This window comes from Arsenicibacter sp. R0_47, assembly GCF_057652235.1.
This window is the reverse complement of the sequence record NZ_JBYFCJ010000016.1, coordinates 20,717-47,356: the sequence shown is the minus strand read 5'-3', so window position 1 is coordinate 47,356 and position 26,640 is coordinate 20,717. Positions and strand designations below refer to the sequence as shown.

At 46.5% G+C, this 26,640-nt stretch carries 27 protein-coding genes; 5 read left to right on the top strand and 22 right to left on the bottom strand.

From position 1 onward, the window contains the following. Window positions 1–41: 41 nt before the first annotated feature. Window positions 42–461 carry a hypothetical protein gene (locus tag AC23NW_RS22420; RefSeq protein WP_487452190.1) on the bottom strand — a complete coding sequence of 140 codons (420 nt, stop codon included), beginning with the start codon at window positions 459–461 and terminating at the stop codon, window positions 42–44. Window positions 462–582: 121 nt separating this feature from the next. After that, the gene (locus AC23NW_RS22415; RefSeq protein WP_487452189.1) at window positions 583–741 is read right to left on the bottom strand and encodes a hypothetical protein; all 159 of its coding nucleotides are present in this window, start codon (window positions 739–741) and stop codon (window positions 583–585) included. 1,305 nt (window positions 742–2,046) lie between these two features. Between AC23NW_RS22415 and AC23NW_RS22410 the strand changes: the two genes are divergently transcribed. After that, window positions 2,047–3,336, top strand: coding sequence for a hypothetical protein (locus tag AC23NW_RS22410; RefSeq protein WP_487452187.1), 1,290 nt, complete (start codon window positions 2,047–2,049; stop codon window positions 3,334–3,336). Between the two features lie 32 nt (window positions 3,337–3,368). Beyond that, the gene (locus tag AC23NW_RS22405) at window positions 3,369–4,295 is read left to right on the top strand and encodes a hypothetical protein (RefSeq protein WP_487452185.1); all 927 of its coding nucleotides are present in this window, start codon (window positions 3,369–3,371) and stop codon (window positions 4,293–4,295) included. A gap of 616 nt (window positions 4,296–4,911) precedes the next feature. Here the strand turns inward: AC23NW_RS22405 and AC23NW_RS22400 are convergent. Next, window positions 4,912–5,676 carry an IS5 family transposase gene (locus tag AC23NW_RS22400; protein ID WP_487452184.1) on the bottom strand — a complete coding sequence of 255 codons (765 nt, stop codon included), beginning with the start codon at window positions 5,674–5,676 and terminating at the stop codon, window positions 4,912–4,914. Window positions 5,677–5,863: 187 nt separating this feature from the next. On the opposite strand from AC23NW_RS22400, the gene AC23NW_RS22395 reads away from it, so the two are divergent. Next, the gene (locus AC23NW_RS22395; protein WP_487452183.1) at window positions 5,864–6,187 is read left to right on the top strand and encodes a hypothetical protein; all 324 of its coding nucleotides are present in this window, start codon (window positions 5,864–5,866) and stop codon (window positions 6,185–6,187) included. A gap of 100 nt (window positions 6,188–6,287) precedes the next feature. Here AC23NW_RS22395 and AC23NW_RS22390 read toward each other — a convergent pair whose 3' ends face one another. From AC23NW_RS22390 to AC23NW_RS22365, 6 genes are all read right to left on the bottom strand, one after another. Further along, window positions 6,288–7,001, bottom strand: coding sequence for a hypothetical protein (locus tag AC23NW_RS22390; RefSeq protein ID WP_487452181.1), 714 nt, complete (start codon window positions 6,999–7,001; stop codon window positions 6,288–6,290). 487 nt (window positions 7,002–7,488) lie between these two features. After that, window positions 7,489–7,875 (bottom strand): hypothetical protein, encoded by a 387-nt coding sequence (locus AC23NW_RS22385; RefSeq protein WP_487452180.1) that lies wholly within the window; start codon window positions 7,873–7,875, stop codon window positions 7,489–7,491. Between the two features lie 49 nt (window positions 7,876–7,924). Continuing rightward, the gene (locus AC23NW_RS22380; protein ID WP_487452178.1) at window positions 7,925–8,377 is read right to left on the bottom strand and encodes a hypothetical protein; all 453 of its coding nucleotides are present in this window, start codon (window positions 8,375–8,377) and stop codon (window positions 7,925–7,927) included. Window positions 8,378–8,468: 91 nt separating this feature from the next. Continuing rightward, a complete protein-coding gene (locus tag AC23NW_RS22375) occupies window positions 8,469–9,872 on the bottom strand; it encodes a hypothetical protein (protein WP_487452177.1) in 1,404 nt (467 codons plus the stop codon). Window positions 9,873–10,273: 401 nt separating this feature from the next. After that, window positions 10,274–11,014 (bottom strand): DUF6166 domain-containing protein, encoded by a 741-nt coding sequence (locus AC23NW_RS22370; RefSeq protein ID WP_487452175.1) that lies wholly within the window; start codon window positions 11,012–11,014, stop codon window positions 10,274–10,276. Between the two features lie 45 nt (window positions 11,015–11,059). Beyond that, complete coding sequence (locus AC23NW_RS22365) at window positions 11,060–11,716, bottom strand: hypothetical protein (RefSeq protein WP_487452174.1); 657 nt, start codon at window positions 11,714–11,716, stop codon at window positions 11,060–11,062. Between the two features lie 197 nt (window positions 11,717–11,913). On the opposite strand from AC23NW_RS22365, the gene AC23NW_RS22360 reads away from it, so the two are divergent. Further along, entirely contained in the window at window positions 11,914–12,459 is a 546-nt protein-coding gene (locus AC23NW_RS22360; RefSeq protein WP_487452172.1) for a hypothetical protein, read from the top strand. Window positions 12,460–12,548: 89 nt separating this feature from the next. Here AC23NW_RS22360 and AC23NW_RS22355 read toward each other — a convergent pair whose 3' ends face one another. The 8 genes from AC23NW_RS22355 to istA all read right to left on the bottom strand — a co-directional run bounded on the left by AC23NW_RS22355 (window position 12,549) and on the right by istA (window position 19,940). After that, a complete protein-coding gene (locus AC23NW_RS22355) occupies window positions 12,549–12,986 on the bottom strand; it encodes a hypothetical protein (protein ID WP_487452170.1) in 438 nt (145 codons plus the stop codon). Between the two features lie 36 nt (window positions 12,987–13,022). Then, window positions 13,023–13,316 (bottom strand): hypothetical protein, encoded by a 294-nt coding sequence (locus tag AC23NW_RS22350; RefSeq protein WP_487452168.1) that lies wholly within the window; start codon window positions 13,314–13,316, stop codon window positions 13,023–13,025. Beyond that, window positions 13,309–14,082 carry a hypothetical protein gene (locus AC23NW_RS22345; protein WP_487452166.1) on the bottom strand — a complete coding sequence of 258 codons (774 nt, stop codon included), beginning with the start codon at window positions 14,080–14,082 and terminating at the stop codon, window positions 13,309–13,311. The genes AC23NW_RS22350 and AC23NW_RS22345 overlap by 8 nt, the downstream gene beginning before the upstream one ends. A 45-nt stretch (window positions 14,083–14,127) precedes the next feature. Next, window positions 14,128–14,850 (bottom strand): hypothetical protein, encoded by a 723-nt coding sequence (locus AC23NW_RS22340; protein WP_487452164.1) that lies wholly within the window; start codon window positions 14,848–14,850, stop codon window positions 14,128–14,130. After that, window positions 14,810–15,067: a hypothetical protein gene (locus AC23NW_RS22335; protein WP_487452162.1), complete on the bottom strand. Its 258-nt coding sequence runs from the start codon at window positions 15,065–15,067 to the stop codon at window positions 14,810–14,812. Before AC23NW_RS22335 ends, AC23NW_RS22340 begins: the two co-directional genes overlap by 41 nt. A 127-nt stretch (window positions 15,068–15,194) precedes the next feature. Beyond that, window positions 15,195–17,462, bottom strand: a complete 2,268-nt coding sequence (locus AC23NW_RS22330) for a TPM domain-containing protein (RefSeq protein ID WP_487452160.1) — start codon at window positions 17,460–17,462, stop codon at window positions 15,195–15,197. 180 nt (window positions 17,463–17,642) lie between these two features. Further along, complete coding sequence (istB, locus tag AC23NW_RS22325) at window positions 17,643–18,392, bottom strand: IS21-like element helper ATPase IstB (protein WP_487452158.1); 750 nt, start codon at window positions 18,390–18,392, stop codon at window positions 17,643–17,645. 18 nt (window positions 18,393–18,410) lie between these two features. After that, window positions 18,411–19,940: an IS21 family transposase gene (gene istA / locus AC23NW_RS22320; RefSeq protein WP_487452157.1), complete on the bottom strand. Its 1,530-nt coding sequence runs from the start codon at window positions 19,938–19,940 to the stop codon at window positions 18,411–18,413. A gap of 194 nt (window positions 19,941–20,134) precedes the next feature. Here istA and AC23NW_RS22315 point away from each other — a divergent pair, with 194 nt between their 5' ends. Continuing rightward, complete coding sequence (locus AC23NW_RS22315) at window positions 20,135–20,377, top strand: hypothetical protein (RefSeq protein WP_487452155.1); 243 nt, start codon at window positions 20,135–20,137, stop codon at window positions 20,375–20,377. Window positions 20,378–20,390: 13 nt separating this feature from the next. Here the strand turns inward: AC23NW_RS22315 and AC23NW_RS22310 are convergent, their stop codons facing one another. The 5 genes from AC23NW_RS22310 to AC23NW_RS22290 form a co-directional block, all read right to left on the bottom strand. Then, window positions 20,391–22,082, bottom strand: a complete 1,692-nt coding sequence (locus tag AC23NW_RS22310) for a hypothetical protein (RefSeq protein ID WP_487452153.1) — start codon at window positions 22,080–22,082, stop codon at window positions 20,391–20,393. 526 nt (window positions 22,083–22,608) lie between these two features. Continuing rightward, entirely contained in the window at window positions 22,609–23,127 is a 519-nt protein-coding gene (locus AC23NW_RS22305) for a hypothetical protein (protein WP_487452151.1), read from the bottom strand. Between the two features lie 101 nt (window positions 23,128–23,228). Then, complete coding sequence (locus AC23NW_RS22300) at window positions 23,229–23,720, bottom strand: hypothetical protein (RefSeq protein ID WP_487452150.1); 492 nt, start codon at window positions 23,718–23,720, stop codon at window positions 23,229–23,231. Between the two features lie 87 nt (window positions 23,721–23,807). Then, on the bottom strand, window positions 23,808–25,220 hold the full coding sequence (locus AC23NW_RS22295) for a DUF5106 domain-containing protein (RefSeq protein WP_487452149.1): 1,413 nt from the start codon (window positions 25,218–25,220) through the stop codon (window positions 23,808–23,810). 48 nt (window positions 25,221–25,268) lie between these two features. Next, window positions 25,269–26,561, bottom strand: coding sequence for a hypothetical protein (locus AC23NW_RS22290; protein ID WP_487452148.1), 1,293 nt, complete (start codon window positions 26,559–26,561; stop codon window positions 25,269–25,271). Window positions 26,562–26,640 lie beyond the last annotated feature (79 nt).

The window sequence follows — 26,640 nt, the reverse complement described above, 5'->3', positions numbered from 1 at the left end:
ACATTTTATTTTCCCTTTTGATTGATTTAAAACCGCCCCTGCTACCCCTTCAATTCAGCTTGTTCCGGGGGGATTCCCAGCATTTTTACGGCAAACTGAGCAAACTGACTATTCATCCCCAGATACTTGGTTTGGAGGTAATCCAGGAAAGCAATCTCCAGTGTGGGACTGACACTGCTGCCATTTTTCCAGGTCCCGTTCTGATCGCGAAAAATGCTGCGATAGGGATAGTTAACTGACCACTTATGGTTGCCTCCTACGGTATAAATCTTTACTTCATCGGTGGATACAACCACCTCCTCAACTCGTTTTTCACGGGCGACCGCTTCGATCAGTTCCCGGTCCTGCTGGCTTCGCTGGAAGGCCTCGTGGCTGCGTTCCAGAAAACCCGTCATGACATTCTTCGGAATGCCGGATAAGTCGCTTTGATCGACTAAACGCTGTAATTGTTCTTTTTTCATGTTGACCAAAATTAGTTGATTGGACTCTCTGAGCAAACCGTTTGTCCGTCCGGACTGGCAAGCGGCTCCCAGCTCAAGGCGATTATGCCGGGGTTACTGTCCCAGCTTCCAGCCCATACCTTTAGGCATAGGTGCTGCGTTTCTCGTTGCCAACAACGGAAAACAGAATGGTCGTCGGACGAATGCCGCAGTTTTTAAGGTCAATAAGCAGGGCCGTACTATCGACCCCTAAACCATAGAAAACGATTATTGGCCAGGGGTTGGGAAACAGTGTATCCATGATGGGCAGCGTACCCGTCTGCCTCGGCAGACGGTGGGTTTTGTTTCCTGAAATTACCACAATTTGGCGGCAAGCTAAAGCACAAGCAATTGTTAGTCAGTCTTTTGTAGCCCTGTTGATTCGTTTCTGCGGCTTGGCTGGTGCAGAAAAACCTGGGGGTTACGCAGGTCGGATCACAGTGTATGGGTAGGGTATTGTATGCTGTTAATTGCGGATCTGCTGGCCAAGGGTTCAGAGCAGGGAGTCCGGGGTTTTTGAATTCTTTCCCGGAAGTCGGTCAACGATGTCTCGGGTAGACAGGGTATGGGGGCAGGGTATTGTAAATCCGGGGTGATAAATCCCTAGAGCTGGTTCAATCTCGAATTTAACCCGTTGGTAGTTATGTACGGAATTAGCCCTTACTAGGAATGGCTTACATTTTTAAGTCGAAATCAACTAACTGGCTATTTTTCCTAAGTACTTATTCTCCAAGAAATAAAGAAATACTATTTCAAATGTAGGACCATTTGAATCACACCTTTTCCATTTACCATCCAAGTATAAAATTGAGCGATATGTTAACTTTTTTTACCCATACTTCTTTTCTGCCGATAGTATAAATTTTAACATCTTCCGTTGATGATACTACACTTTCTATTTGTAAATCTACGGAAATAGACTCTATCAGGGCCAGTGGTTTACCTGTATCGTTTTTGATCTTCCTTACTCCAGTCGATAAAGCCTGACATCATTTTTATCTGAATGATTGAAAATTTACTCTGACCTTCAAAATTCTTTTTTTTGAATGCTCATACTTTTAGTTTGTCAAGTGGATTGCAATACTCAATCAATATCACGGTTAATGTCTGTGTTACAATTGAATGTAAATAATACCTAAAAGTACTTTGAACGTTAAAGATATATAGATATAGGTAACTTATTATCAGAATTGTATTGTTTGTTAAGCCTTAGGGATTTATATGGTATATAGGATATATATAATATATACAATAAATTATTTTAATATTTATTAAGGAGACAACAATTTGTTAATAAAAACTTACTTATAAAAAAGGGTATTTTTCCCGTTTTATTATAGAATTAAAGTATATTAATTGCAATTATAAATAAACAGCCTGATGTGTACTAAAGCATGTGAAGTGTATATTAATGTACTGCTTCGAAAAAGATATGCCTTGGTTGTCGCAAGTTTTAAACAATTTCATTCGAAAATAATAGTTAAATGATTTAGCTTGTTTAAAGCTGTGATTATAATAAAAAACAGGTTTGTTAATTCTGAATTTAACATTTAAACTTCTTTAAATAATGGCAGATCAATTTGGGATTAATCTAAATATTTTAGATTTGCAGGAGCCCCTGTTAAGTAATTTCAAAGTAAAATCAAATAGTGAATATCCTGAACTCAGTTATTGGCAGACTGATCCTTTATTGAATCAAGGTACTGATTTAATCGAACAGTGCATAGCAGATGCCAAGGAATTAATTAATTTACGATATACTTTTAATTCGCTACTTCAAGGTTTTATTTCTGAAGGGAATATCCTTAGATTAGATGATAATCGGCAGGCTGGAAACGCTCTGAAAACACCGCCACAAGTTAATGCTTTCCATAGAAATTATCATATTTTAACTAAGGAGGGTGATTCACTTAGAAATCAAAAATCATTTCTTGAGAAAGCTTCTGAGGCTGCAAAAACAGTAGAAAATGTTTTCCCTAAAAATTCAGTAGATGGATATAGATCAGAACAAAATTATGAGGAAGTTGCTACGCAATTAGAGGAAATAAATTATGCTATATCTTCAAACGATTTGTTAGCTAAATGGGCACATGAGGATATAGATTATAATGAAAATATTTATCAAAATAGGGTTGATAATTTTAAAATTAACTTTGAATGGTTTAAGATTACATATAGTAACCTTATATATGAACCAATAAAAAAAATTGAGTCAAATTACCTGAATGCAGTTATAAGATTAAAAAAAGCAAGTGAAGGTCTCAGGAAGATATATAATTATAAAGTAGATATTCCTGAAACTGAAGGTGATATAACTCTTGATACTATTTCAAAAATTGTAGATTGGTCACGGAATGCCATAGCTTATTTATCAGCTTATCAACAACGGGATCAGTTATTTACTTATGTTATATCTCTTCGTGATATACTAGCTTCGAACTGGAATAAACTTGAAACATCAAATGTAAGTTTTTCAATTTTAATTGACGACATAAAATCTCATAAGAATATCCGCTTTAGGGGGGTAAGTGCAACAATTTTAGGGAAAGCAGGAATGATTCCGTGGACTATAGGCTTAAAATTTCCAGCTAAAACTGTTTATTCCCAAGATACTAACTCAGTTGATCAAAGCAAAATTCCTGTTTGCCATTTAGGTCGGGTGGAAAATATACTTTCAAATCGACCGGTTGATATATGTGGCATTTTATCACTATTTAATGCAGGAATAATAAGTGCGACCTCTAGTGATGTGTTTACAATAAAGTTAACCAAGACAGTATCTTCTGAACAATTTAATAGTATTGAAACAATTTTACTTGAGTTTAAACTTGTAGGTATACCATTGACTACTCTGTGAATTTGATATTACTAATCTAAACTTCAACGTCAATGCGACTTCCTGTTTTTACTTCTGATATTATTCAGGAACATCAAGTTATAAACTTTGAGATAAATAGTCTGGATAAAAACTTTACCATTAACGAGTTTGCATTATTAGTCCATAACAATGATCCAGAATATTCTGTATATTTTTTAAAGAAAAGAAATAAAAACGAAGAATGGATCAAGGAAGCTTTTACTGATCATAGAATGGAGTTACTCAGGCAGTTCGTTCCCGATATTGATTTTTGGGATGCCAGTTTTAAGCAACAGGCTCTCTCACAGGTCCCTGTGGTCGTACCTTCTAAGGTTAATGTACCTTCAAACATGAGAGAAGCTTGGAAATGGGTTAGTATTGGGCAATTGATTGCGAAGGTCAGTAATAAGAGTGATTGGGATTTTAAGCAAAAGGGTTATTTTTTGCAGGATTTTGGTAACTGGCACTTTGGTGTTATTACAAAAGTTATGGGATTACCAAGACCCATTCCAGAAATAGGTGCTGGTGTTGCTCAAATGTTAGCTGGAACATCATCTGAGATCACTTTTAATTTGACGGCGCTTCTCAAACCTCCTTATGGGGATGATCCAAGGGATAATACATGGATAAATCAGGGCTATTTTTTCACTGAAAGGTTGAGGGAGATTGCTGGTAGAGCGCGATATTATATGCGAATGCAAATGAATCAGACCCCAAGTTCTTACGGGACCGAAGTTTCTATCACACCCCAAACTACAGGTGATTCAGGTGATTCATTTGAAGATCCTACTACTCATAGTCAAAATGGTACAAATCCTGGTCGTAATAATAATCCTACAAGCTCACATGGGCCATCATCTGAAAGTGACCCTGATGACCCTGATGACCCTGATGACCCTGATAACCCTGATGACCCTGATGACCCTAATGACCCTGATGACCCTGAGAACAATAGTTAAGGTTTAGGTCCAGTTTTTTCTTTACTATTTTAATCTAAGTTGCATGAAAGAGGGTAATACGAACACAAAAAAGACATAGCGTAGATTAGGCGTACCTTTGAGGTACGAAAACATTGATAACCCGCTCTGGCTATGTTTGAAAAAGTGTTGGCAATTTACTGTCGCTTCGGCGCTCCGATTTCTGGATGACTTTTTCTGAAAACTAATCATCCTAGCTCCTGCAAACTAATCGACCCGCTTCTTTGAAGGGAATCAGGCTTCGGTTATGTGCTATATGTCTGAAAGACAAGGAGTTGTAATACTTTAAAAGTCTGCCTTCAACCGAAGTTTGCATCGACTGACCCACACGCTGAGCGCGTTGTTTTATTATCTGGCTGACTTCTTTAAGGACTTCAACTTGAGCGCAGAGTACTTGATTGATTCGTTTTATGTTGAACATGCAATAGGGGGCTTAAAACGCTACCATTATTTGAGTGATCGTTTACGCACATACAATATTCAGCTTTACGAGTTATCTATGGTTGTTTGCGCAAGCATTTGGAACTTCTTTTTGACTAACTAGCCATTTATCACCTTTGCAACAAATCTAAGAATATGTTTGGGAATAATTACCCCCTTATAAATCAATGCGTTGTAGTATAATTTGAATATTGATCAGTGTTAACCAATTCATGGTAGACGATACAGTATGTTCATAATCTTTCGTCGTTCTTCTAAAGAAATTTGTCCATGCAATTGTCCGTTCTACAACCCACCGCTTAGCCACAGGAACAAATCCTTTTTGAGATTCAGACCGCGACGCTTTTTCAAATTTAAGCCCTAAATACTTAATGCCTTCTGCAAAAACACCATTGTAGGCTTGATCGCCATATATCTTTTCTAAACGGCAATTTTGCTCAGTAAGCTCAGCACTCAGATTTAACGCAGCTTGCCCATCAGCCATATTCGCTGCATGAACAAAGGCATACCAAATCCGGCCACTGGTATCCACTAAAAGCTGACGTTTCCTACCATTTACTTTTTTGTTGGCGTCAAGCCCACGGTCTTCACAAATCATTGGCGAAAGCTTAACACTCTGGCTATCAATACAAAAAACGGATGGATTTTCATTTCTACCTTCCCGTTTCCGGTCGAGTTGGTTCAAATGAATATTAATTAATGAGAGTAGGTTTTGCTTTTTCCACTGTGAAAAATACCAGTACACAGCTTGCCAGGGAGGGAAGCAATCCGGTAAATTCCGCCACTGGCAGCCCGTACGCAAAATGTATAGTAAAGCGTTTATAATTGTCCGCAAATCGTGTTTTCGCTTGCGTTTATGATCAAAAAATCCCGAAATTGCTGCCCATTGGGGATCGGACAGTCTACTGTACTGTTTTATCAACTCTTTACTGTTTAGTCACTGCAAAGATGCGACGATCCCCTTTCTTTTGCTTCATTTTCCTGATTTAGCCGCCACCACATTTAATTTTGCACAGCAACTCGATTTAAAGACTAATATCCTGTATATCAATTTATAATATTCCCAAACACATTCTAATGTTATGTAACACGTATTTAATTGTCATAATATGGAATATAAAGCACAGAATCTTCAGGAGTTTAAAAGTCTTCTTGCTAATAATGTTCAACTTCAGGATGCATTTAAACAAGATCCTTTAGGGGCTTTAAATAAAATTGAGGACACCTCCAGCTTGCCTGACAACTGGGTTTATCGGATTGTTGTGGGATCTTTGGGTTTAGTAATACTTATTATCACTACGGGAATAGTCTGGCGTGTTGCTACCGGTGCAAATATTGATGATAAAAATGTCCCTACTATACTTACTGCTCTTGGGTCCGCAGCTGTAGGTGCATTGGCAGGGCTTCTTGCACCAAGCCCTGCACGTAAATAGCAAATCTATTTTAAGTAGATAATTTTTTAAATAAATAGACCTGCTGATAATGCAGGTTTTTTTACGTGGCTTCAAACCAGCGGGTTTAGTGTAAAAGAATTTAATTGCGGATCTGCTGGCCAAGGGTCCAGAGCAGGGAGTCCGGGGTTTTTGAATTCTTTCCCGGAAGTCGGTCAACGATGTCTCGGGTAGACAGGGTATGGGGGCAGGGTATTGTAAATCCGGGGTGATAAATCCCTAGAGCTGGTTCAATCTCGAATTTAACCCGTTGGTAGTTATGCACGGATTGTCCGTACATAACAGACACATTGATCCCTGCCCATTCGGCCCGCAGATAGGGATAGCTTTGCTCGTTTTCTTCGAAGTATTCGAGTTGCTCGAAGATAAACGAGTACGCATCATCTACGTCATCGTGGGTGGTTTCACTGTAGCCGGTTTTCTTGCCGTTTCTGGTCGTGGTAGCCAGTACTTTTGCCGCCCCGTTGTAGGCATTCGCGAGTTGCCAGGCTAAATCGTTGAGCTGGTTGATTTTGAGGTCTTCCAGACAAAGGGCGTTTCGTTCGCCAGTATAAAGCTGTAGGATCGGTTCTTCCGAATCGGGGTTTGGAATGGCCCGCAGCGAAACAAAAAAATCAATGTCATAATCCGATTCAACCAGTGGAAACAAAAATGCCCTCTTTTGGGTGGCCAGTATGGCTTGTTTCAACCGTTGATAGATACTTGCCTGGAACGGAGACAAAAATGCCTGAATTTCACCTGACAGTGCAGCAAAGGGAGCGTTGGGCATCGTTTTGAGTTGAGTTTGCTTGGTCATATGGGTGAAAATGTAGTACGGCCATTTTCCTGCCGGTTTAGTTTTTGCACGATTGATTGTATGGATCTTCTATGAGAGCGCCCGCCCGGGCGATCTAACGCAGGAAGCGGCCTGTGGGCCGGGTTGCGTAGCAATGAGGTTGGTTGGAATCATGGTTGTTTTTTTCTGGTGGGTTTACCCCGTTGGGTGGTCTATACTTACCCTGTTTTGGGATACTGTAAATGTATGTTTTTTTTCGCATGGCCGAACGCTTATTAAGAGTAAAAGATAACGAACAGATCGTAAAAAAGCTGAACTAAAAAAAGTGGGTTTATCGTATCCCAATACTGCTTCCCGGTTGTGCATTCTGCTGGCAGACTGCCCCCTTACTGATGGGTTAATTGACCGGATCGGCAAGCGGTTGTCTTGTCAGGGAATTGTTTCTTAGACTACAGGCTTTGCAAAAGGGCACTGTCACGGCAGAAATTTTTTTTTGTCGTCCCGGTTTTCAGAGCAGCAAATAGCTGCCGGCATAGTGACGGCGAATTAGCCGGGTCTGCCGGGTGGTCGGAATCGACAGTCGGGTAATGTCCCCAAACAGCATTGGTGAAAGCCATTCGTTACCGATCTGGTACGACACTTCCCCGGTTGGGGTGCAATAAATGGAAAGGTCGGCGGCTTCAAGGGGCGTTTTAGCCCAGGTATTGTACCGATGGAGTGCCAGGGCCGGTGCCGGGCCTGTAGCCCACAGAATAGCCTGTTGCGTTGCGAACAATGAATGCAGTTCTGCCTTAGTATAAGTTTTAATGGTAAACGTCAACAGTATGCCGGTGAACGTTCGCAGGAACGTAAACCGGGCAACGCAGAGGTCAGTAAAGATCGTTAGGTTCTGCATACAATTCTGGTACGGTTGTCTCTCCCAAAGAGAGGGTCTTTAGGAGGGATCAGAGGATGATTTGTTTAGGCACGTATACAAGATAGAGCCAGACCTGAAACCAGGATTCAGTGGTTACCTGTACCTGGGTAGGCAGATCCCGGCCTTTCGTTTCGAGGTTGATGACCAGGCTGTCCTCTGGTTTCTGGTGGCTATAGAGAGCCAGATACTGCTTTCCGATACCGGCAATCTGTTCGGTATTCTGGTCCGTTTTGAACGCATTCAACAGGGTCATCACCGTACTGTTGAGTTCCTGGTTCACTACATCGTGGGGTAGCGTGAGCGCCTGGAGTTCCTGCTGCGTCAGCGGTCGGGTCTGCTCTTCGTTGATGCGCGTATTCCCGGCGCTGATGGTGGCTTTCTGGAGATCGGGTATGGTATTGAGCTGCTCCCACACCCGCTCGTGAGCAAGCTCGATGGTGCCGGCGCGGGTTAAGAGTATGATTAGGTTGGTCTGCACCATTGTGGTTGGTTTGGCCGTAGTTGAAGCGGTTGAACAGGATAGAGCGGGGAGGCTGATAGCCACCGGGGTTTCCCGGCGGCTACGAAAGTGTCTACAGAGTGTCTTCCTCGTCGTCAGAAGTTGAGGGATCAGTATCAGCCTCCTGCTCCTGATCGTTATTGTCGTCTGACTCGTTCTCAATCAGCCCATCCGGCGAGTCTTCATCCGGGGAGGAAGCTCTGCCACCTTCCAGAAAGACCTGCTGGTGGAGCGCATCGACCGCTGAGGAAAGTTCCTCGCACGTATCAAGGGTCGGAGAGGATTTTCTGAACTTTTTGACTATGGCTTCCAGATTCTTAAGCAGTTCCTGAACCACTGCGGACATCGGCGCTTCTGCCTTGTGCCCAGTCGGATTGATCCCATGTGCGCTCAGCACTTCATCCAGTTCATTCTCATCGCGGATTTTTTCCGGTACATCGGGCAGGGAACCCAGGGTAACAAGTTTTTCGGTAATGCCTTTTTTGTTGCCGCTGAGTACGCTCGTTTTAAACTCAGGGTCCAGGCGCTCGACACCATCCGCAAACTTCTCGTTTTTGCGGACCGATTTGCCCGACATTTTATGTTCCCTGCCGAGCTGTTCGGCGGTCGTGTTGTCCTCGGGATCATGGTTTTTTTTGCCTTTCCCCTTTTTTCGGCCTTTTTCGTTCTCGTCGGCAGCTAACGACTCCTCGGATTCGGGATATTTCAGCTTGCCCCCGCCCTTTTTGGCTGAGGAGCCAAAGCCCGAACCGCTCCGGCCACTGTTGGCTTCGCGGTTGAACCGGGCCACAAGAATATCGTCTTCGTCCCGGGCATCGAGCCAGTCCGAAGATGCCCCCGGGTTTTCATACAGCGGTGCCTGTTTGTCGGAATCGGCAAAGGTCTGACCCACCTGCATGAACGGATCGTCCGAATCCGATTTGGTAAATCCGTCGCCGGTCGAAGGTGTTTCAGTTAGCGATTCCTCCACGGTGGCTTCGGAATCGATGCCGAATCCTGACTCGTCTGCCTCGGGTTCCGCTTCGACCGGTTTGGCTTTCCGTTCGTAGGTGCCCTTGCGTTGTTTGAGGGATTTGTATTTGAGACCGATAAGGTATTTCTGCTGCTCGGGGGTGAGGTTCCGGCGACCAAGCTGGTTGTCAATCATAAAGTCCCGGACATCCTGCATCGACCCGAACGACTGAATGTAGATGTTGTAGGGGAGGTTATTTTTTTCGCAGATGCCATGCCGGTTGTGGCCGTCAATCAGAACCAGCCGGGGCTGGTCTCCTTCCTCACCGATTTGGTCGGCGGTCGTTTCCCACAACATAAGGGCTTCCCGGCAACCGTAGTCGATGATGTTTTTTTCAAGCTGGTCCAGCTCTTCGGCGGAAAGTGGTGGGATTAAAGCCCTGAGTTCTTCCAGAATGACGATCTGGTCCCGGAAGGGTTCCGCTTCCTCACCCCTTAATAATTGATTAGTTGCCCTTGCTGTCATATCATTTATGATCTTTTAGGGCTTAAAAATAAAAAAAATAAATCAAACTATTAATCTAATGATTGTGGAATCTATTGGCAAGGCCTTTTTTGGGTTAAAATTTGCAAAAATTACTATTTTCCTTTGAATATCAATAAGTTAACAATATCTTTGAGTATTGGGCTTTTTTACCGCCTTTCAGGGTCAATAACCGGATTTGATGTAACAGGTGTCAAAATGGGAGCCGGTTGTTAACCTGTTGGAATGGTATAAAATGGCTCATTTTGCCTTGATTAAAGGGGTAGCCAGTCCTGGTGATGAGACTGGCTACCCCTTTTGGTTAGCCAACACCAACGGGGCGTTCTATCCAGATAAAGCAATATGATTATGATGGATAATCGCCCGGCGCTGGCCCGTAGGAGTCAGCACTGGAAGTGCCCCTTAAAAACCCCCTTCCGAATATCCTGCTCCAGATAACTGACGGAACGGAAATCATACGAGAAATCAGGGGTTGACCGCACAAACGTAAGCATGGTTTCATCCTGTTGATCCTCTCCGAACGCCCCCAGATCAATCCCGTTTGCATTGAGCAGGTAAATGTATCCACTCTCGTCAACATGATAGACAATTGCCTCTGTCAGCGGGGCTTCCCCAAAGAATGGGCGCAGTACTTGCACCACATCACCGGGCTGATACCGGGCCTTGGGCAGGGGCCGTTGCCGGGTGGAGCGATCCGGAACGGGTTCTTCTTCTGGATGAAGGAGAGTATAGGCCGATTCGAGTAAATCGTTGCCGATGATGTCATCATCTTCCTGCTCCCGGGTGGTGGCTTCATGCAGGCGGTCCATCCGGTCCAGCATAAAATCCGTCAGGTCAAGCTGTACATCGACAGGTTCGCCCTGGGGCCATGCGGCCACATAAAGCTGCTTGAAATCCTGATAAACGGCCTGTGCTTTGAAGGCGTTGCCGAAGGCAAACAGACAGATTGCCAACGCAAGCTGGGCGGGACCGCTACCACCGTAGCCGTACTCGAATCCGTCCGGGCTATGATTGCTGATGGCCTGAGAAGGGCCGGGGTCGAGTGGCTGACCGTTGATCCGGGCCAGAACCCTCCCGGATTCGTTGGCCGGGGTAATCTGAAGATGGAACTGTAGCGTGTACATGGGACAAAGATTGATGTTTTTCCGTTCAGGATGCCGGTTGGAACCTTAGAACAGGGATAGTTGAACGGTTTTCCCGATGAGTTTGTCGAGTAGCGTCGTCGCACGGGCCTCAATGACCAGCCCGCTCTGTTTGCCATACTGCACGGCATGGTGCAACGCTTCCTCACGGCTTCCATAGGTGCAGCTTTTTCCCGAAACGCTGAAGCTATGGCCAGCGTTGGAAGTCGATACGGAAAAGCCAAATCCCCATTGACCAGCGGGGGTTGCTGCCAGACTGATTTCGATCTCAACCTTGTTCTCCTTCAGCGTCAGCACCTCGGGATTGATACAACAGTTGTGGCGATTAAAACTGAATGGCCCTTTAAACCCATAATAGGGGCTGAACAGCCGGATCAGTTCCAGCAACAGGGGCGATTCGCGTGTATCATCCCCGCCCATTTCTGCCTCCTTCAACCACTTGGATACCCAGTTATGCGCTGACCATAACGCGTCCCACTCTTGCCGGAAGCCGCCCATCAGACCGCTGTCGCCCGGAATGATGGTTTTATCGTAGTCCTTACCATCCAGCCGGGCGACAGCCTCATAGCCGATGGGGTAAGCATCGGGCGCATCGGGATAAGAAAACAGGCTGATTTGCCAATAGGAGTCTCCATGCTCCCGACGACAGGAAGTTAGGGCAGTTGCTTGTAGTGTCGTTTCCATTTATGTAGTATCCGTGATTACGCCCCGGATCTGGCCTTGTGTGATCGTATAGTAAAGATACGGCTCCCCTCACTCTCCGGCAATCTGAACCCCTCCAACACCGCCCTTTTTTGACCCTGTTGATTGGCTTGTTTTTTGTAAATAAAACGATTGTTTTAACTTTGGTGCTCCAGTCTTTTCAATCTGGGGCAAAGTTTATGAGAAAGACAATCTGGCAGGTCGGGTTGGTATCGGCGGGAGTGGAGATATTAATGCGTATCGGTCTGTACACAACCGGGCTAACGGCCCCGACTTACTGGCCCCTTGATTATGTTCTGGCCCTGGTATTAGGGGGCGGAATGGCCGTTGCCCTCGACAATGAAGCCTCTTTTTTCGGGCAAACCGGGCAATGGAACTTTCGAACAGCCTTTCAATCGGCGGTGGCTACCGCTTTCTTTACCTATGCGCTGGTGGTGATCCACCTGTTTCTTTATCATGGGTTTATTTCTTCGGAGCCACTTCGGCAATACATTGCCGGTCAGGTAAATCTGATTCTGGCCAATCCCGGTGATCCGACCGGAGAGCTGGCCGTCAATCAGATGGTACTGGTGATGAACTCGTGGGAAGGATTCGTCGTGGTGCTTCTGAAAGGATGGGGAGTACTGCTGTTGCCTTCTGCCTTTGGGGCGTGGCTGTCGGCGGTCGTGCGTAGCCTGCCGCGCCCGTTACGGGTGAAAACCCCGGTTGCGGCCCTGAAAAAATAGGCCCATCGACCGATCTGCCGTGGCGGATATGCAAGAAGCCGACAACCGGTAGAACCGTTGTCGGCTTCTTTGTTTTAAAATCGCTGCTGTCAGTTTGCTTCCCCGGTAAAATAGGAAATCAGGGGCGGCACGGTCCCTCTAATCCATGCAGGGAATGGGGTTTCGAGGGTGATGGCGATGCTATTCGTTTTGAAAAACCGAAGCCAGAAAACGGTCGCATCAACGGTGCGCCGGTACTGAATCCTGGGTAAATCCCGGGGGTTATCGGCAAAGGTTCGCAGGGAAAGCGAAGTCGCTCTCATGCGCTCGATCAGGCGTTGGTGAGCTTCTTCGGCACTGTTGTCGGGGTTGAACGTAAACGTCAAGGGGCCTTCGTGATACTGTAACAACAGATCATCTCCCCAGGCATTACCCACCAGGGTCATCATCTGGCGTACACTCAGCACCAGTGTATGTAGTACGAGTTTGGGTCGTTCTGCGTCAGGCCGGGTCTCCAATATCCCGGAAGGATTGGGTAGGTTCGTCATTTTTTTTCGTTCTGCGTGATTCGCCTGAGCGAGTGATCAAAGAATCTCGGTTACTTTTCCGTAAATGGCCCGTGTCCACCCATTGACATGCCCTTTGTTGTTGGCAATCTGACAACCCTTGCGGGGGTCAGTGGCGACGACCTTATGGGTGTAGAACTGCCCTTTCACCTTGCAGTACACTATATCACCGACTGCCACGTTTTCGACCGTAGCCGGAGCCAGCCGGTGTTTCTGGCCGGATGCAATCAGCGGTAGCATCGAATTGCCCTTTTCGCAGGTAATAAAGGTCTCGCCGGCCTGTAGGCGTTCCAACTTGAAATGCTTATTCATAGTGCCAGCTACCGTCAAAACTGGGTTCCGGTTCTTCGAGAACGCCCCCAATCTGAATGTGAACGTACACGGTCTTACTGGTCTGGTCTTTATAGCTGCCCGTAAGCTGGTGGCCGTAGATACCGAGTGTTGCATCCCGGTTTGTTAGTTCCAGATAGGCCTTTTGTGCGTACAGTTCTTCCAGTGCCCGTGTTGTATTTTCAAAGGTGCCAAAGACCCGTGTTGTATCCGATACCTCTACGGCTCCGTCCCAGGCCTGGGGCAGGTGGGAAACCAGATTAAACAGGTCATTAATCTGTAGCTGCTCCAGCGATAACTGGTTGCCGAAATGCGAGTAGATCGTTGCGCCGGTTACCGCTCCGTCTTCGGCCCGGTCAACACCCAGACAGGTGATGTAATCCAGGATGGAATCATCCGCATAGGTAGCACCCAGAAGAAGTCGATCCTTGCCCTCCACCGAAAACAGCAGGAGCGGCTGCGGCCCCGTCGCCAGTCCTGACAGAATTGTGGTGATCAGTTCCCGTTTCAGGTTGACCATTTTCAGAGACAGCCGCGCGGCAACGGGAGGGAGTGTTTCCAGTACGGCCAATACGTCGGCGGGTTGCTGGCCTTCGCATAGATCAAAGACCTCTTCGGCCAGTTGCAAATCACCACCGGTCAGTTCCAGAAAGTCCCGGTAGGTGTATCCGCCCTCTTCGACAGAGGTGGTGTTTTCGGGAACATAACATATGCCGGTATGGGCATCAAAAGCAGATTTATTCTTCAAGGTTATTGGGTGTTATTGGTTTGGTGAATGGGTTTGGTGTACGAATTAATTACGGCCCTCAAAGGTCTTTTCAGCCAGCGCGAAATGGGGTTGAAAAATCCCATCCTTGTGCATGAGTGCGAGTAATTCCGGGTTCTGGCTTTCACTGCCGACCGTCATTCGGGTATCCAAAATTCTGTCGGGTTGGGGATTGGTGATCACCTGTTGCGCGACCTGGCCGTCCCGGTCAATCATATACAGCCGGTTATCGGTTTCAACCCGCACGATATAGACCATACGGCCTGAATCAAACCGGTAAATATTCCCGGGTTTGAGAATGATTGGGGTCTCGTCCGTGTCCAGCATGGTATCTTCGACCGCTTCGCACATCACGCCGGTTGCCAGTGCCAGATCAAACATTGGCTTAGGTATCGGAGGGTATCCCGCTAACACATTGTTGTCGCCCTCGATGGTCAATGGAGACATTGGAAGTTGCATGTCATTGGTCAGATTACGCCCTGCCCTGGCATCACTGGTACACTGCACGATTCCGGCCCGATTAAAAAAGGAAGAATCTTCCGTTTTCGTTTTTTTTTGGGGTTGGCAACTCTCCGGGGCTTCGTTTTTTCTTTTATAAAGATCGCTCTTCTCCCCCCCAATAACAAGTTCGCACGCGCAAAGCCTGTTCTTTTCTGACCCTGTTGATTCGATTGTCCGGCAGGAGGAAATCAGGCCCTGCCCTCTGTACTTAAGCTGGAGATCGGGCAGGTTTGCCCGCCATTTCTTCAATTTTTTTCAGGCCTTGCCGGATCGTTTTTTCCAGCCTTTTAGGTGAATCGCTTAATTTGTCTATGCGGGTTTTGTCCCTGCAAATCCATACGCTCTGAACGGGTGACACATTGGGGTATTGGGCAACGTCCAGTACTTCCAGTGAATAGTTTGTATAGTCCGGATGAGTTATTGTTCTGATTTTCCGGGGGTTTTTGATGGTTTTGACGGGTGCCATGTACAGTGAGCGATTAACGGAACGCTCTGCCTCTTGGGATGCTACTAAAAATGAAATTCAAATCTAAAACAATTGATTTATTGCTAAAGTTGGTTCGCGCAAAGCCGTCTTCAAGTTTGTGGTCGCTTTAATAGTCGCCCCCAGCTCCACCTCCTCCTGTCGAACCCCCGTCATTGTTACTGCTATAGTCTGTCACGGAAGAACCTGAAGACCAGGTGCTGAATGATGAACCGGAATGGTAACTGTTTCGACGGTCATCCTCTTCCTGTTGGCGACGGCGTTCTGCCGCCTGACGATCACTCTCTGCCTGACTAATATCCCGCGCGATCTGCTGGTTGAAGGTCTCAACTTCCTGTTGAATACCCGTTAGGCGCGTTGTCAGGTCGATCCAGTTTACCATTGTGCCGGTTTCCTGCCGGGTTAGTTCCAGAAGTGTATTCCGGGCATTGATGACCTTGTTGCGGGTTTGGGCGGATACATCCGAGTGCTTCAACGTCTGGTCAATCTCACTCAGGATTTTCATGACTGTAGCTTTACTCTGGTTGTAGTTACCTTTCGCCCATTCAAACTTTACCAGTAGCTCATGCAGGCTTTCTGCCAGGGAGGAGGCTTTGTAGAGCAGGCTGTCAATTTGCTCAATCGTTTTACCGGCCTTGACAAAGGAGCCATCCGTATAATTTTGGTTGAGTTCTACCTGCTGATGGATGTCATTCTGCCGAACTGCGGTTTCCAGCAAGATATTGAACGCAGCGCAGTCGGGCAGTTCTGGAAACTGAGAACGGAGCGACTCCGGTAATGTTTTACCGGCTGGACCATTGCGGATTTTGTTGTACTCGTCTAAAAGCAATTGATAGGCTTCGCTTCCGCTTCGATCAAGTAAGAGCCGGTCAAGTTTCTGTTTCTGTTTCTGGTGTTGTTCAATGGTGTTTGCACAACGTTTCAATTGCTCTTTGGCCACTTTCACCAGGTCTGCAACCTTAGGATAAGTGTCCAGGTTCTCCACCAGGGTTCTTTTAGGAACAGCGTTCAGATGTTCCTGTAATTTAAGCAGGTCGGCTATTTCCGGACACGGGTGGTAAGACTCGTTCTTATAGATACCGACAATCTTCGCCCTACAATCTTCCACCTCATACCAAAGGTTTTCAGCATGACTGATTGTAGATTCTGTATCTACATAGTGGTTTAGACTCTGCTTCAGCTCACGAAGATAGGATAGCAGTTCTTCCGGGTTTTCAGCGATTTTGACCGCCAGTGTACGTTCGAGGTCTCCGAGGAAAGTCGCCAAGTCCTGGAGAATCAAGGTTTGATGGGCGACTACTAATCGGGGTGGGGTAAGGCCGTGTATCTGGTATATTTTGGTGGCCAGATCAATCTGACTGGCTAATTTGGTAATGTGGGGGAATTGAGCAAGAGCTTCCTCTGCAATGGTCTCCACCTGCTGATACAACGCATTCAGGTCAGACTCATACCCATCCGCTAAGACGCTGATTTGTTCATACAGTCTGTTGCAATCCTTCTCCAAACTGTCAGATTGATAGCCCTTCACCAACCCGTCGATTTCTGCTTTGAGGGTCACAACCTTTTCTAGGATCTGCTGGTACAACGCATCTCCTTTAGGGGCGATCCAGGCAGGCAGGTCGGTTCGCTTAATGGAAATCGCTGGTATCCTTTTTTCCTGCTGAGTAAGTTTCGTCTTCAGCTTTTTTTGTTTTTCAGGTATCCATAGCGCCCTATAATACCATAGTACAATGAAGTTGAGATAGCCTCTTCCATACAATATCATCAAACCTGGCAAACCAAGGATCAACAGCAACAATAAAGTTAGGCTATCGGGAATTTCCTGCTTACGGACTTCCTGATACTTTTTCTGGACGTCTTGCTGCTGTTGTGCCAATGGAGCCTCCTTTTGTACCTCCAGCATGATCCCATCAACGGCGGTCCGGTAAGCCTGTTCAAATTCGTTCGCTTTCAGGTAGGGGATGCAGTTCTGATAGATATGACGGGCAGTTATATCGGGTATCATGCCTTCGGTTCCATAACCGGTTGCGATGCAGAATTTCCGGTGTATTGGGTCGTGAAGGATCAATATGCCGTTATTAGCTCCTTTCAGGCCAATACCATAGGCATTGAAGTAAGCGACGGCCAGATCATTGTACTCATCTATGGCGTAGCCGTACTTCGTTATGTCGCAGATTAGTACAATGATACTGACTGCTCCAGCCTGCCTGCTGTTAATATACACTGATAGCTGTTCTTCCTGTGTATCGTTCAGTACACCGGCATCATCAACAATTAACGAAGTATTGCTGTACTTAGGAGGAAGAGACTGGCTGGTCTGAGCGGATAGATTGAGACTAACCAGGATTGTGATTAAAAGAGTCAGGATTGATTTCATGATAACAAGCCAGATTACGGGCTGGCTCCCTTTTAGACCCTGGCACTGTTTGGATACCTGTATTTTTATTATTTTGCGTTTATAGTCTTAAAGCTGTGTAGGCCAATGATAGTGAGCCAGGTGTACCGATGGAAAGTGAGCCACTTGTGGATAAGTAGTAATGAAGCGTTACAAAGGTAGTTATTGTCTGTTTTTTTCTTCCCCTTTCATCCGTTTTCTCATGGATTCTCCCTTCAACTCGATTCGGTGTGCCTGATGCACCAATCGATCCAGTAAGGCATCCGCCAAGGTTGCATCGGCCAGATAGTCATGCCAGGCGCTGACGGGTAGCTGAGAGGTAATGATCGTACTACTCCGGCCATGACGATCCTCCATGATCTGCATCAGCGTTAGTCGTTCCGCCAACGAGAGGCTTTGTAAGCCCCAATCATCCAGGATCAGCAACTGCTGTTTCTCCAGTTTAGTCATCTCTTTCAAATACGACCCATCACCCTGTGCTAAGTGTAACTTCTGGAACAACTTCGGTAGGGAGAAGTAAGCTACGCGAAGGCCCATTTGGCAAGCCTGATACCCGAAGGCCGAGGCCAGAAAGCTCTTACCACAACCGGTAGCACCCGTAATGAGTAGGTTTTCTGCCCGATTGATGAATGATAGATCGGCCAGCCGAAGGAGCTGGTTTTTATCCAGATTGCGATCCGGCAGATAGTGGATTTCCTCAATAGCGGCCTGATAGCGGAAATGGGCCTCCCGGATGGCCCGCTGTGTTTTACGATGCTGACGACTAGCATCTTCAGCCTGGATGAGTTGAGCCACTACCATGTCGGTAGTAGGGTGGTGATCCAGGGGTAGCCGCAGCAGGCTCTCAAAGTGTTGGGCCATGCCCCAGAGACTGAGTTTACGCATGGCCGTTAAGGTGGCTTGATTATTCATATTTAGTTAATTTATAGGTTATTGGTAAGCTTTTGCACCCCGGATGTTTTCATGCGTCAAGATTGATTGGGCTATGACCGCCGGTTGACTATCCAGCTCCAGCCGATCCATATCCCGCTCCAGGATCGTTCGCACAAAGCGATAATTGGTGGCTTGAAAGTGCAAGGCGCGTTGACAGGCGCGTTCCAGTCGGTCGTTACCATACTTTTTGGCCAGCGACAAGATACCGCTGCATGAGCGATAAGCCTGTGGGGCGTAGCTGTGCGTAGCCAGTAGTTGCTCGACTAGCTGGCGTGTGAAAGGGCCAATCTGGCTGGCTTGTTCGCAAAAGAACAACGGCGAGTGTTGGCTAAGCCACTGATGGTGGGGATGTAAATGCTCTCGCATGGTCGTGTATTGACTGGGGGTAGCCTGTCGCTGGTGAACAGCTACCCGCTCATAGTGGTGATAAAGCTCGACGGTCTGCTGACTATAAATCAGTTTGAGCACTTTGCCTATCAGCTGGTAAGGCACCGAGTAAAAGTGCTTATCAGCCACCAACTGCACATGCCCGTTTTGGTTGACTTTAGCCTGGGCATAATGCCGTAACTCATAGGCCTGAGTGGGTAAGCCTGCCAACAGCTCCTTTTCTATTTGTTCAAAGCGTTGCTGACGGCTATATCCTTTTGCCTGCAATGGGGTGCGGTTGTGCTGGTCTACCAACTGAGCAATAGCCTCATTAAGACTCGATAGACTATAAAAGTTCTGGTTCCGCAGGGGGGCATAAACGCGTTGGTAGATGAGCCGGACTGCATTCTCTACCAAGGCTTTATCCCGGGGTTTACGGGCCCTGGCCGGAAAAATTACTGTCTGATAATGAGAGGCAAAGTCCTGTAGTGTCTGATTAATGGTGGGTTCATAACGATCTGCCCGGGTAACAGCCGCTTTGAGGTTGTCGGGCACAATGGCCTGTGGTACACCGCCTAGTGTCTGAAGACAGCTCTGTAAGGCATGGATAAAATCATCCTGCCGTTGACTATCAACTGCCTGCACATAGGTCAGTTGCGAACAAGGTAAGATAGCTACAAACACGTCAACCGTTCGTTTTTGACCATTAGCCGTGTCAGTCAGTTCCAGTTTATCTCCCGCAAAGTCGATAAATAGCTGTTCTCCCGCTTTGTGCTCTAAATGCATGACCACTTTCTGACTGCCTTGCCAGGCACGCAGTAGATTATTGAATTGGGAATAGCGGACGCCCTGGGGGTATTGCTGTCGGTATTCCAGCCAGAGCTGCTGGCGGGTGACACCCGGCCGAGCCAGTTCCTGTTCGTAGGATGGAAACAGGCCGATGAGTTCAGTATGCCTGCTGACGGCAGGCACCGGTGTGGTTAACAAGCGGTTTAACTGAGCATCATCCCAGTCAAGCAAGCTTGCTAAGTCCGGGAAATGGGCTTCTAATTGTGTCAGATAGTGCTGGACGGTATTGCGGGACATGGCCAGCAATCGCGCCAGATTGCGTTTGGAAACCCCTTGTAAACGCAGTTCGATGAGTCGACGAATTTGGAACATAGCGATTCGAGTATTTGCCATCTTCTTCCCGGACAGTTGTCAAAGACTGTCGGGACAAAGAAAGACTTTCACGCTTCACGAATCCACTTATCCACAGGTGGCTCACTTTCCATCGGTATGGGTGGCTCTGCTTGCAGTGGCGCACATGGCTCACTTTACATTGGCCTATTCATAAAGCAATGTTAAAGCGATTGATGAGGTGGTTGACTTCGGCGGTGACTGGTGGTTTCGGACGCGTTTTATTGAGTGAAAACAAACCTGATGCCTTGGGACTCAGCCCTGATTTAACCGGTGTCCCGTGGCCCGATCCGTCGAACGATATTCCGTCCGTAGCCCATCTCTATGGCCTTTTACCGCCAGAAGAAGGGGAAGAAAAGCCAACGTATATCTTCCCCTCTAAGCCACCGGATTTTGACCCTCCTGCTTCGTCTGCTTAGCTCTCTATAGGGTTTAAGCAGTATGGACCTGATCACAAGACCAGCCCTCGGTTCTAAGAGCGCGTGTCAGACCTGAAAGGTCAGTGGTACACCAGCCTTTCCAGTTTCCTTCTTCTTCAACCTCCGTGTCGTGATACCACACAATACCGGCCCCACTCAGAGAGCCAAACAGGCGTTCGGGTAGTCGGCTGGAAAGTTTATAATACCGGATACCCGTTTCCCAGCACTCATATTTGGTTAACTGGAGGAGCTTGCTGGCGATCTGACGGCGGATAGTTTCCTGCTCATAATCCCGCACGTCGAACCCATCTTCGTTCCGGCCCATAGTCAGGATGCACGATTTCAGGAGGGGGTCGGCCATGATCAGCCGCATATCGCCGTACTCATCCATACTGTGATCGACCTGCTGAGTAACGGCCTCTACCTGCATACCAGCCCGGATGATCCGGTCTTTGGCGAACAGGGGTTTACCGTGGGCAAGGACATACATTCCCTCTACAAGCCTGCACCCGCTCATACTGGATTCTTCACCATCGGGCTTTATGATAAAAGCCTTAAACGTATCTGTACTCCGATGTTTATCGGGGTCCTTGTAGAAGGCGAAGCAGGCTTTCGCATCGGCAAGGTGAGTAAATAAATGGACCTCGTTCGATACGTCGTCGGGCAGAGAGACCGCAAGGAATTCGACCAGGTAGGCCGGTTCTTCTGTTAAATCTTCGCCAATCAGGGTTACCGGGTAAAGCTCCAGGTCAAAACCGTTGTCTTTGACCTGGTTCAACCGGTCTCCCTTGATAAGCTGGCTAATCCGGTGTACCCGGTTTTTAGGCAGTCCTTTTTCGTAGTAAGTCCAGATGCTCCGGATGCGGTCTGCTTCCTTATAAGGAGCCGGTTTGAATTGTTGCCAGAGGGTTTTGCGGATTGCCGCGTCAGTGTTGTGGGGGTTAAGCCGAAGACCTGCCTCTTGCCGTTTCTTGTAAGCAGTCCAGGCCTTTTCTTTAATTTCCAGCTTATCCAATGCCTTTTCGAGCACTTTCAACGTATTGTCGGAAACTTTTAGTAAAGCCTTTTGGGTAGGTGACGTTTCTGCGATAGCTTGTTTTATGTCAAAATCTGACAGGGATTCATCAAGAACGTATTCACGTAGTTTTTGCTCGTATGCGGCTTTGGTCGTGGCCAGTAACGCTTCATCCTGCCCCAGCAAATAACAGGCCCGATGATAAATATCATACCGGTCATATTTTTCAGGAAACTGATTGAACATTATCGACTCTAGCCCAAGTTGTTCAAACCACTCGTCTTTTCCCAACGGACGGTTCCATCGTTTGATCCAGTTTTGAGCGGCCCGTTCTGCGCAGCTTTCAATGGCAGCATATACCTGGTCAAGGACTCCGAAATAGTACAACATGAAGTTCTGAGAATTAATCTCAGGATAATCGTAAATATACATGGCCGTTCCCTCAGCCTCTTCTGGTCTCAGTTCGGTCGAAGTCCACCGGTCGATATAGCTGTCAATGGCAATCTGTGACAGGGCTTTATCATCCGCTATAGCCGAATAGGAATTTGATGGGGAACTAAAGTCACTTAAGGCAGAGGGATATATATGGTCTTTCAGGGTTAACTCGTGAATGCCTCGTCGGTAGAGAATCGTTTTGATCAGATATTCATCGCCCTTACGGGCCTGATCTTCGACGTTTTGGGTTTGCATGGTTAAAATAAGGTTAGTGAATTGTTGGTGTCAGGAATTTCGATACCCAGTATTTCTTTGTATCGTGCAGTACTACTACGGGCTGGCTCCCACATTTTGCTGACTTAAAAATACAAAATAATGGAGGTATTGACATCACAAATACGCTCTACCAATATCTTTTCTATTCCCTTTTGATTCGATTTAAATACTTATTTTATGGCGATATATACATCGCTTTTCAAAATATATTCTTTAATAACATGATTCATTTTTAGCTAAATTTGCTTAAAAGCCAGTTTTGATGGTGTGTGTTTTCTTGCGGATTGAAATAGTAACAAAGGGTATTCATTTAAGATTATGCAGATCTTTGATGAAAAAGTCATATTAAAGTTTGCAACGCAACATTCATTTGTTTAATTTTGAATCAGATGTTAAAGTATTTGCAACCCGGGTAAAAACTTTGAACATCCTTAAATGGTGTGGATATAGTCGGAACGCCTGATTGGTTTCAATCAGGCGTTTTTGTTTACATCGGATATTGGACTTATTTTAGATTATGCATATTAGTTTGATTGATCATCTGGTCTGTTGAAATTGTGGCGATAATGTGGTCTATTACCCTGTTTACTTCATCCGGACCTGCATATTCACTATCCTGTTTTTTGCAAATATCTCTGATTAACTCAGCGGTTAGATGATTAATGCTGATACTGCGAATACCATATATGATGTTAGTTCGTGAATGAATAAGGAATAATGTAATTAAATTATGCTTGCTGTTGAGCCACTTGTCAACCTTAGACTGATCCATTGCATTAATATTCATCGAAACGTCAAAGTTGAAATGCTTCGAAAAATCAACAATAAAGAATGGTATTGATGATTTTTCGAAAACACCATATCTCATTAATCCTTTGGTAAACACAGCTTTGTCTTCATCAGGGCTATCAGAGAAAAAAAGAATATCAAACAGGCCTGATGTAAACATTATTATCGGACCCTCCTCTACATTTGCCTTGTACTCCGAATAAGGAAACTCTTTTCCAACTTCGTATTTTATCATTATATTTTATAATAAAACAGGTCAAAACTTTAAGCCCAAAGGGCGGACATATAAAGTCCGCCCTTTGGGCTTAAATATCCGTTTCTGAACCGGTTGAGTGGTTATTCTACAGAAGATTCAATACTTTTTGGTTTACGGCCTCTTTTTTTACCTGTATATTCAACACCCTTTTTGGGGTTTTCAGTTTCATGAATAGTAAGCTGCATACCTATTGATTCATCATATTTGAAGGACAGTATAGAAAAAGTGTACTTTTTCTTGTCAAAGGTAACGCCTCCGTTCATGAGTATTTCTCCCAGTGAGATTATATATCCTCTGGGGGTTTCTTCTACCGGAAACCCATTTTCTGCATTCGTAAAGGGTAAAATATATAATTTTTTGATTTTGGTTTTACCTTCTTCAACCGCAATCCTTACTTTAGTTTCTTTTAATGAAACAGGTAGCGAGGTTTGAATTGCAGGAGGAAATACCAGTTTACCCGATCTTGATATGTATCCAGAAAGAATTGTTTCGTTATTTTTTGTTTTTTTAGCTTGCTTTTCAACATTATCAGATGGAGAAAAGAAATGGAAATTAACTGTACTCTTGCTCATTCGCTTTATCGTTTAACTACATTATTAATATTAGACACCTTTAGTTAGGTGTCATTTGTCGTATGACATATGAACGCGGCAATATAATCATTTATTATGATTAATTGTTTCCCTATTAATTGACTTCTTATGGAACATATAAAAGGCCGGCAACTTCTCTATAGGTAGCTTTCTTGCTATAATTTCCTTTCGCTTATTTAATACATATAAAACGGGCGTTGCATCAACATCATATTGATTGTAAAAATTGGTATCGCGCTGTGCATCAAAGGCATTGATCCAGTCGCTGACTCCAAATGTCCGGATATACGATAACCACGGTTTACCGGTGTTTGTGGTTGGTATAGCTAGTATCTTTACACCATCTGCTTTTCTGCCGGTGGCAAATGCTTTCAGCTCCTGAGTTGCCTGTCTGCAATGCGCACATTCCGGATCATAGAGAAATACGATCAGAAAGGGGGAGTCAATGCTATTAAAGGCGATGGGTTTACCCGATGGATCGGACAGGGTTGGAGTAGGAAAAGGTTTTCCGGTCAGGAGCGGTTTGAGGGTATTGACCCGTTCGACATAACGGCGGTAGCTAGCCGTATCCTGAAGGGGAATTGAACGGGTAAGGATGTACGTCTCAACTACATGAATGAATGCACCTTCTGTACCAAGTTGTTGGGGACGCTCGTAATTCTGGATAAAGTAGTAGGCCAGGAACTGACGCATATCAGCGTTGGTGCCGGCCTTTCTGATCAAATAGTCAGCGCACCCGGCCAGTGAGTCCGGTTTCTGAGGGGTCAGTTTCTGCACATACAGACTAAGCCGGTTGCGGAAAAAAGGGGTACGAAGCATTCGTTCATCCGAGAGGTCCAGGTTATCCCAGTAGTGGGAACGGGAGGCATAGAATGCCGCCATCGAATCCCGGTTGGCCACGGCCTTTGTTGATGGAATATACAGGCGCGGTTCCTCGGCGGCTTTGAGCAGCTTGACAGTGAAGCTGTTTGGGTTCTGCCCAAAAAATGAACTACGGAACGCTTCGGAAGCCCGGGCAATATCTTCGGTATTTTTAAAGCCCCTCGCCTGCGACTCCAGAAAGAACCGGATCATCGTTTGCTGGTAGGCATAAAACCGGGTATTTTCCTCGGAGCCGGTAATAGTCATTTTCCGAACCGGATCATCGACGCTGGTTGCAAAGCGGAAATGCTGATTCTCGTCAAGAATCAGTTCGACCACCTTGCCGCTGGGCAGGATGACAATGTACAAGCCCTGTGGAAGGGGCTTGCCCCCCCGGAACACGGCGTAGCCATCGGCAGTGGTACGGGCGGAATCCCGTGTTACGTATTCCTTGGGGGTATACCAATAGGCTAATTTGAGCGTCTGATTTTCGGCCCCTTTAATCTGGCCGGTTATGGAATAGCCGGTGGGTTTGGGGGCGGGGTGATACTCCATGCGCTGTCCACGCAGGGTCGTTGTGCTGAGCAACAACAGTATACTGACAAGTGCTTTTTCCATTTTTTTATGGATGTTTGGGGGTTGTGTACGAACGAGGTAAGCGGCACCTCAGAGCCGTTTCGGGATATAGGGCCGGAGGTAATCCTGGATTTCCCGGATGGAGAGGGGGACAGGAATCCATTCGGAATCTTCTTTCTCTGACACGACGGACCAGTAGAAGAATGCGTCAGCCAGGCCGGGATCACCTTTCCAGTGATGAAGTGCCCGGCGAATCCGCTCCAGCTCCACCCGGTCCGGGGGGCTGGGTGGCAAGAGATTCTGACGGGTGAAGCGGATGTCTGTTTCGGTGCTGGTCTGGCAGAATTGCAACCGTTCAGCAAGGCCATAGGCCATGTTTTCCGTCAGGGTGAAGTGTGCCAGCAGATACGTGGCAATCTGGCTGTGACGATGTGCGTGAAGCTGTTGCCGGATGGTTTGGCGGAATGAGTCGAAATAGGCATTCAGGAGGGGAAATATATGGGCATCCTGTCGATTGATCGTTGTATCAGGCCGGTGTGCCCGTTCCAGCAACGTAGCCCGGGCTGAATCGGCGATGGTAAGTACCTCGCGCAGGGACCGCCCCGTTTTACTAGAAATCTGAATTTCCGGCTCCCCCTGTAACTGCATAGACAGGATCATCATGGCCGGCAGGAGGGGGTCTGAGTGCAGGAGTTCTTCGCTGGCCGTAAAACCATCCATTGCCGTTTCGATGAGCAGTGCCTGATTGGATTCAGGCTGTTGAGCAGCCTGTTGGCACTGGGCCAGTAGCGGAGCCAGCATCGTTTTAATACGCAGAAGGTTTCGGGGGGGCAGCGCATAGGGGTCGTTTTTTTGCCGACAGTAGAGACGCCAGAAATAGATCGCTTCACTTTCATAGAGAGAGCCGTAACCCAGTTCATCAATGGCTTCGTTGACTCGTTCTGACCAGCCCAGGTAGCTGGGATCGTAGTCGATCAGGAAGGCCGAAAAGACGGGATGATCGGCGGGTATCAGGCCCGGAACCCGTCCCGAAACCAGGTATAGCACCAATCGGGGCAGAATGCCTACGACCATACCCCCCTGAGACTCGATGTAGGTATTCAGCAGGGTATTCGCCTGCTGTGTCATTTTGGTGATAAGCCGGATTCGGTCGTCTTCCCGGGTGATTCGCGCCAGGTCCTCAGCCATACGAACCCATTCCTCCCCAGGAATATGCTCAGGATGTTGGATGGCAAAATAGTGAACGAGCAGGGTTTGGACCAGGGAGCGGTCCTTCCGGATTTGAGACAGGGTTATCTGCCCAAAGCGGGCAATTAAATCCGTTTCGGGCATTCCCTTATGGTATTCCAGAAATGGCGGTAACAAGCCAAGAACCTCGTTCATGGGTTGCTCAAAACTTGAAGGCAGGATATTTTCCATAATGACTCTATGGGTAGATGCTGTTTTTTCCAGGCTACGGAGT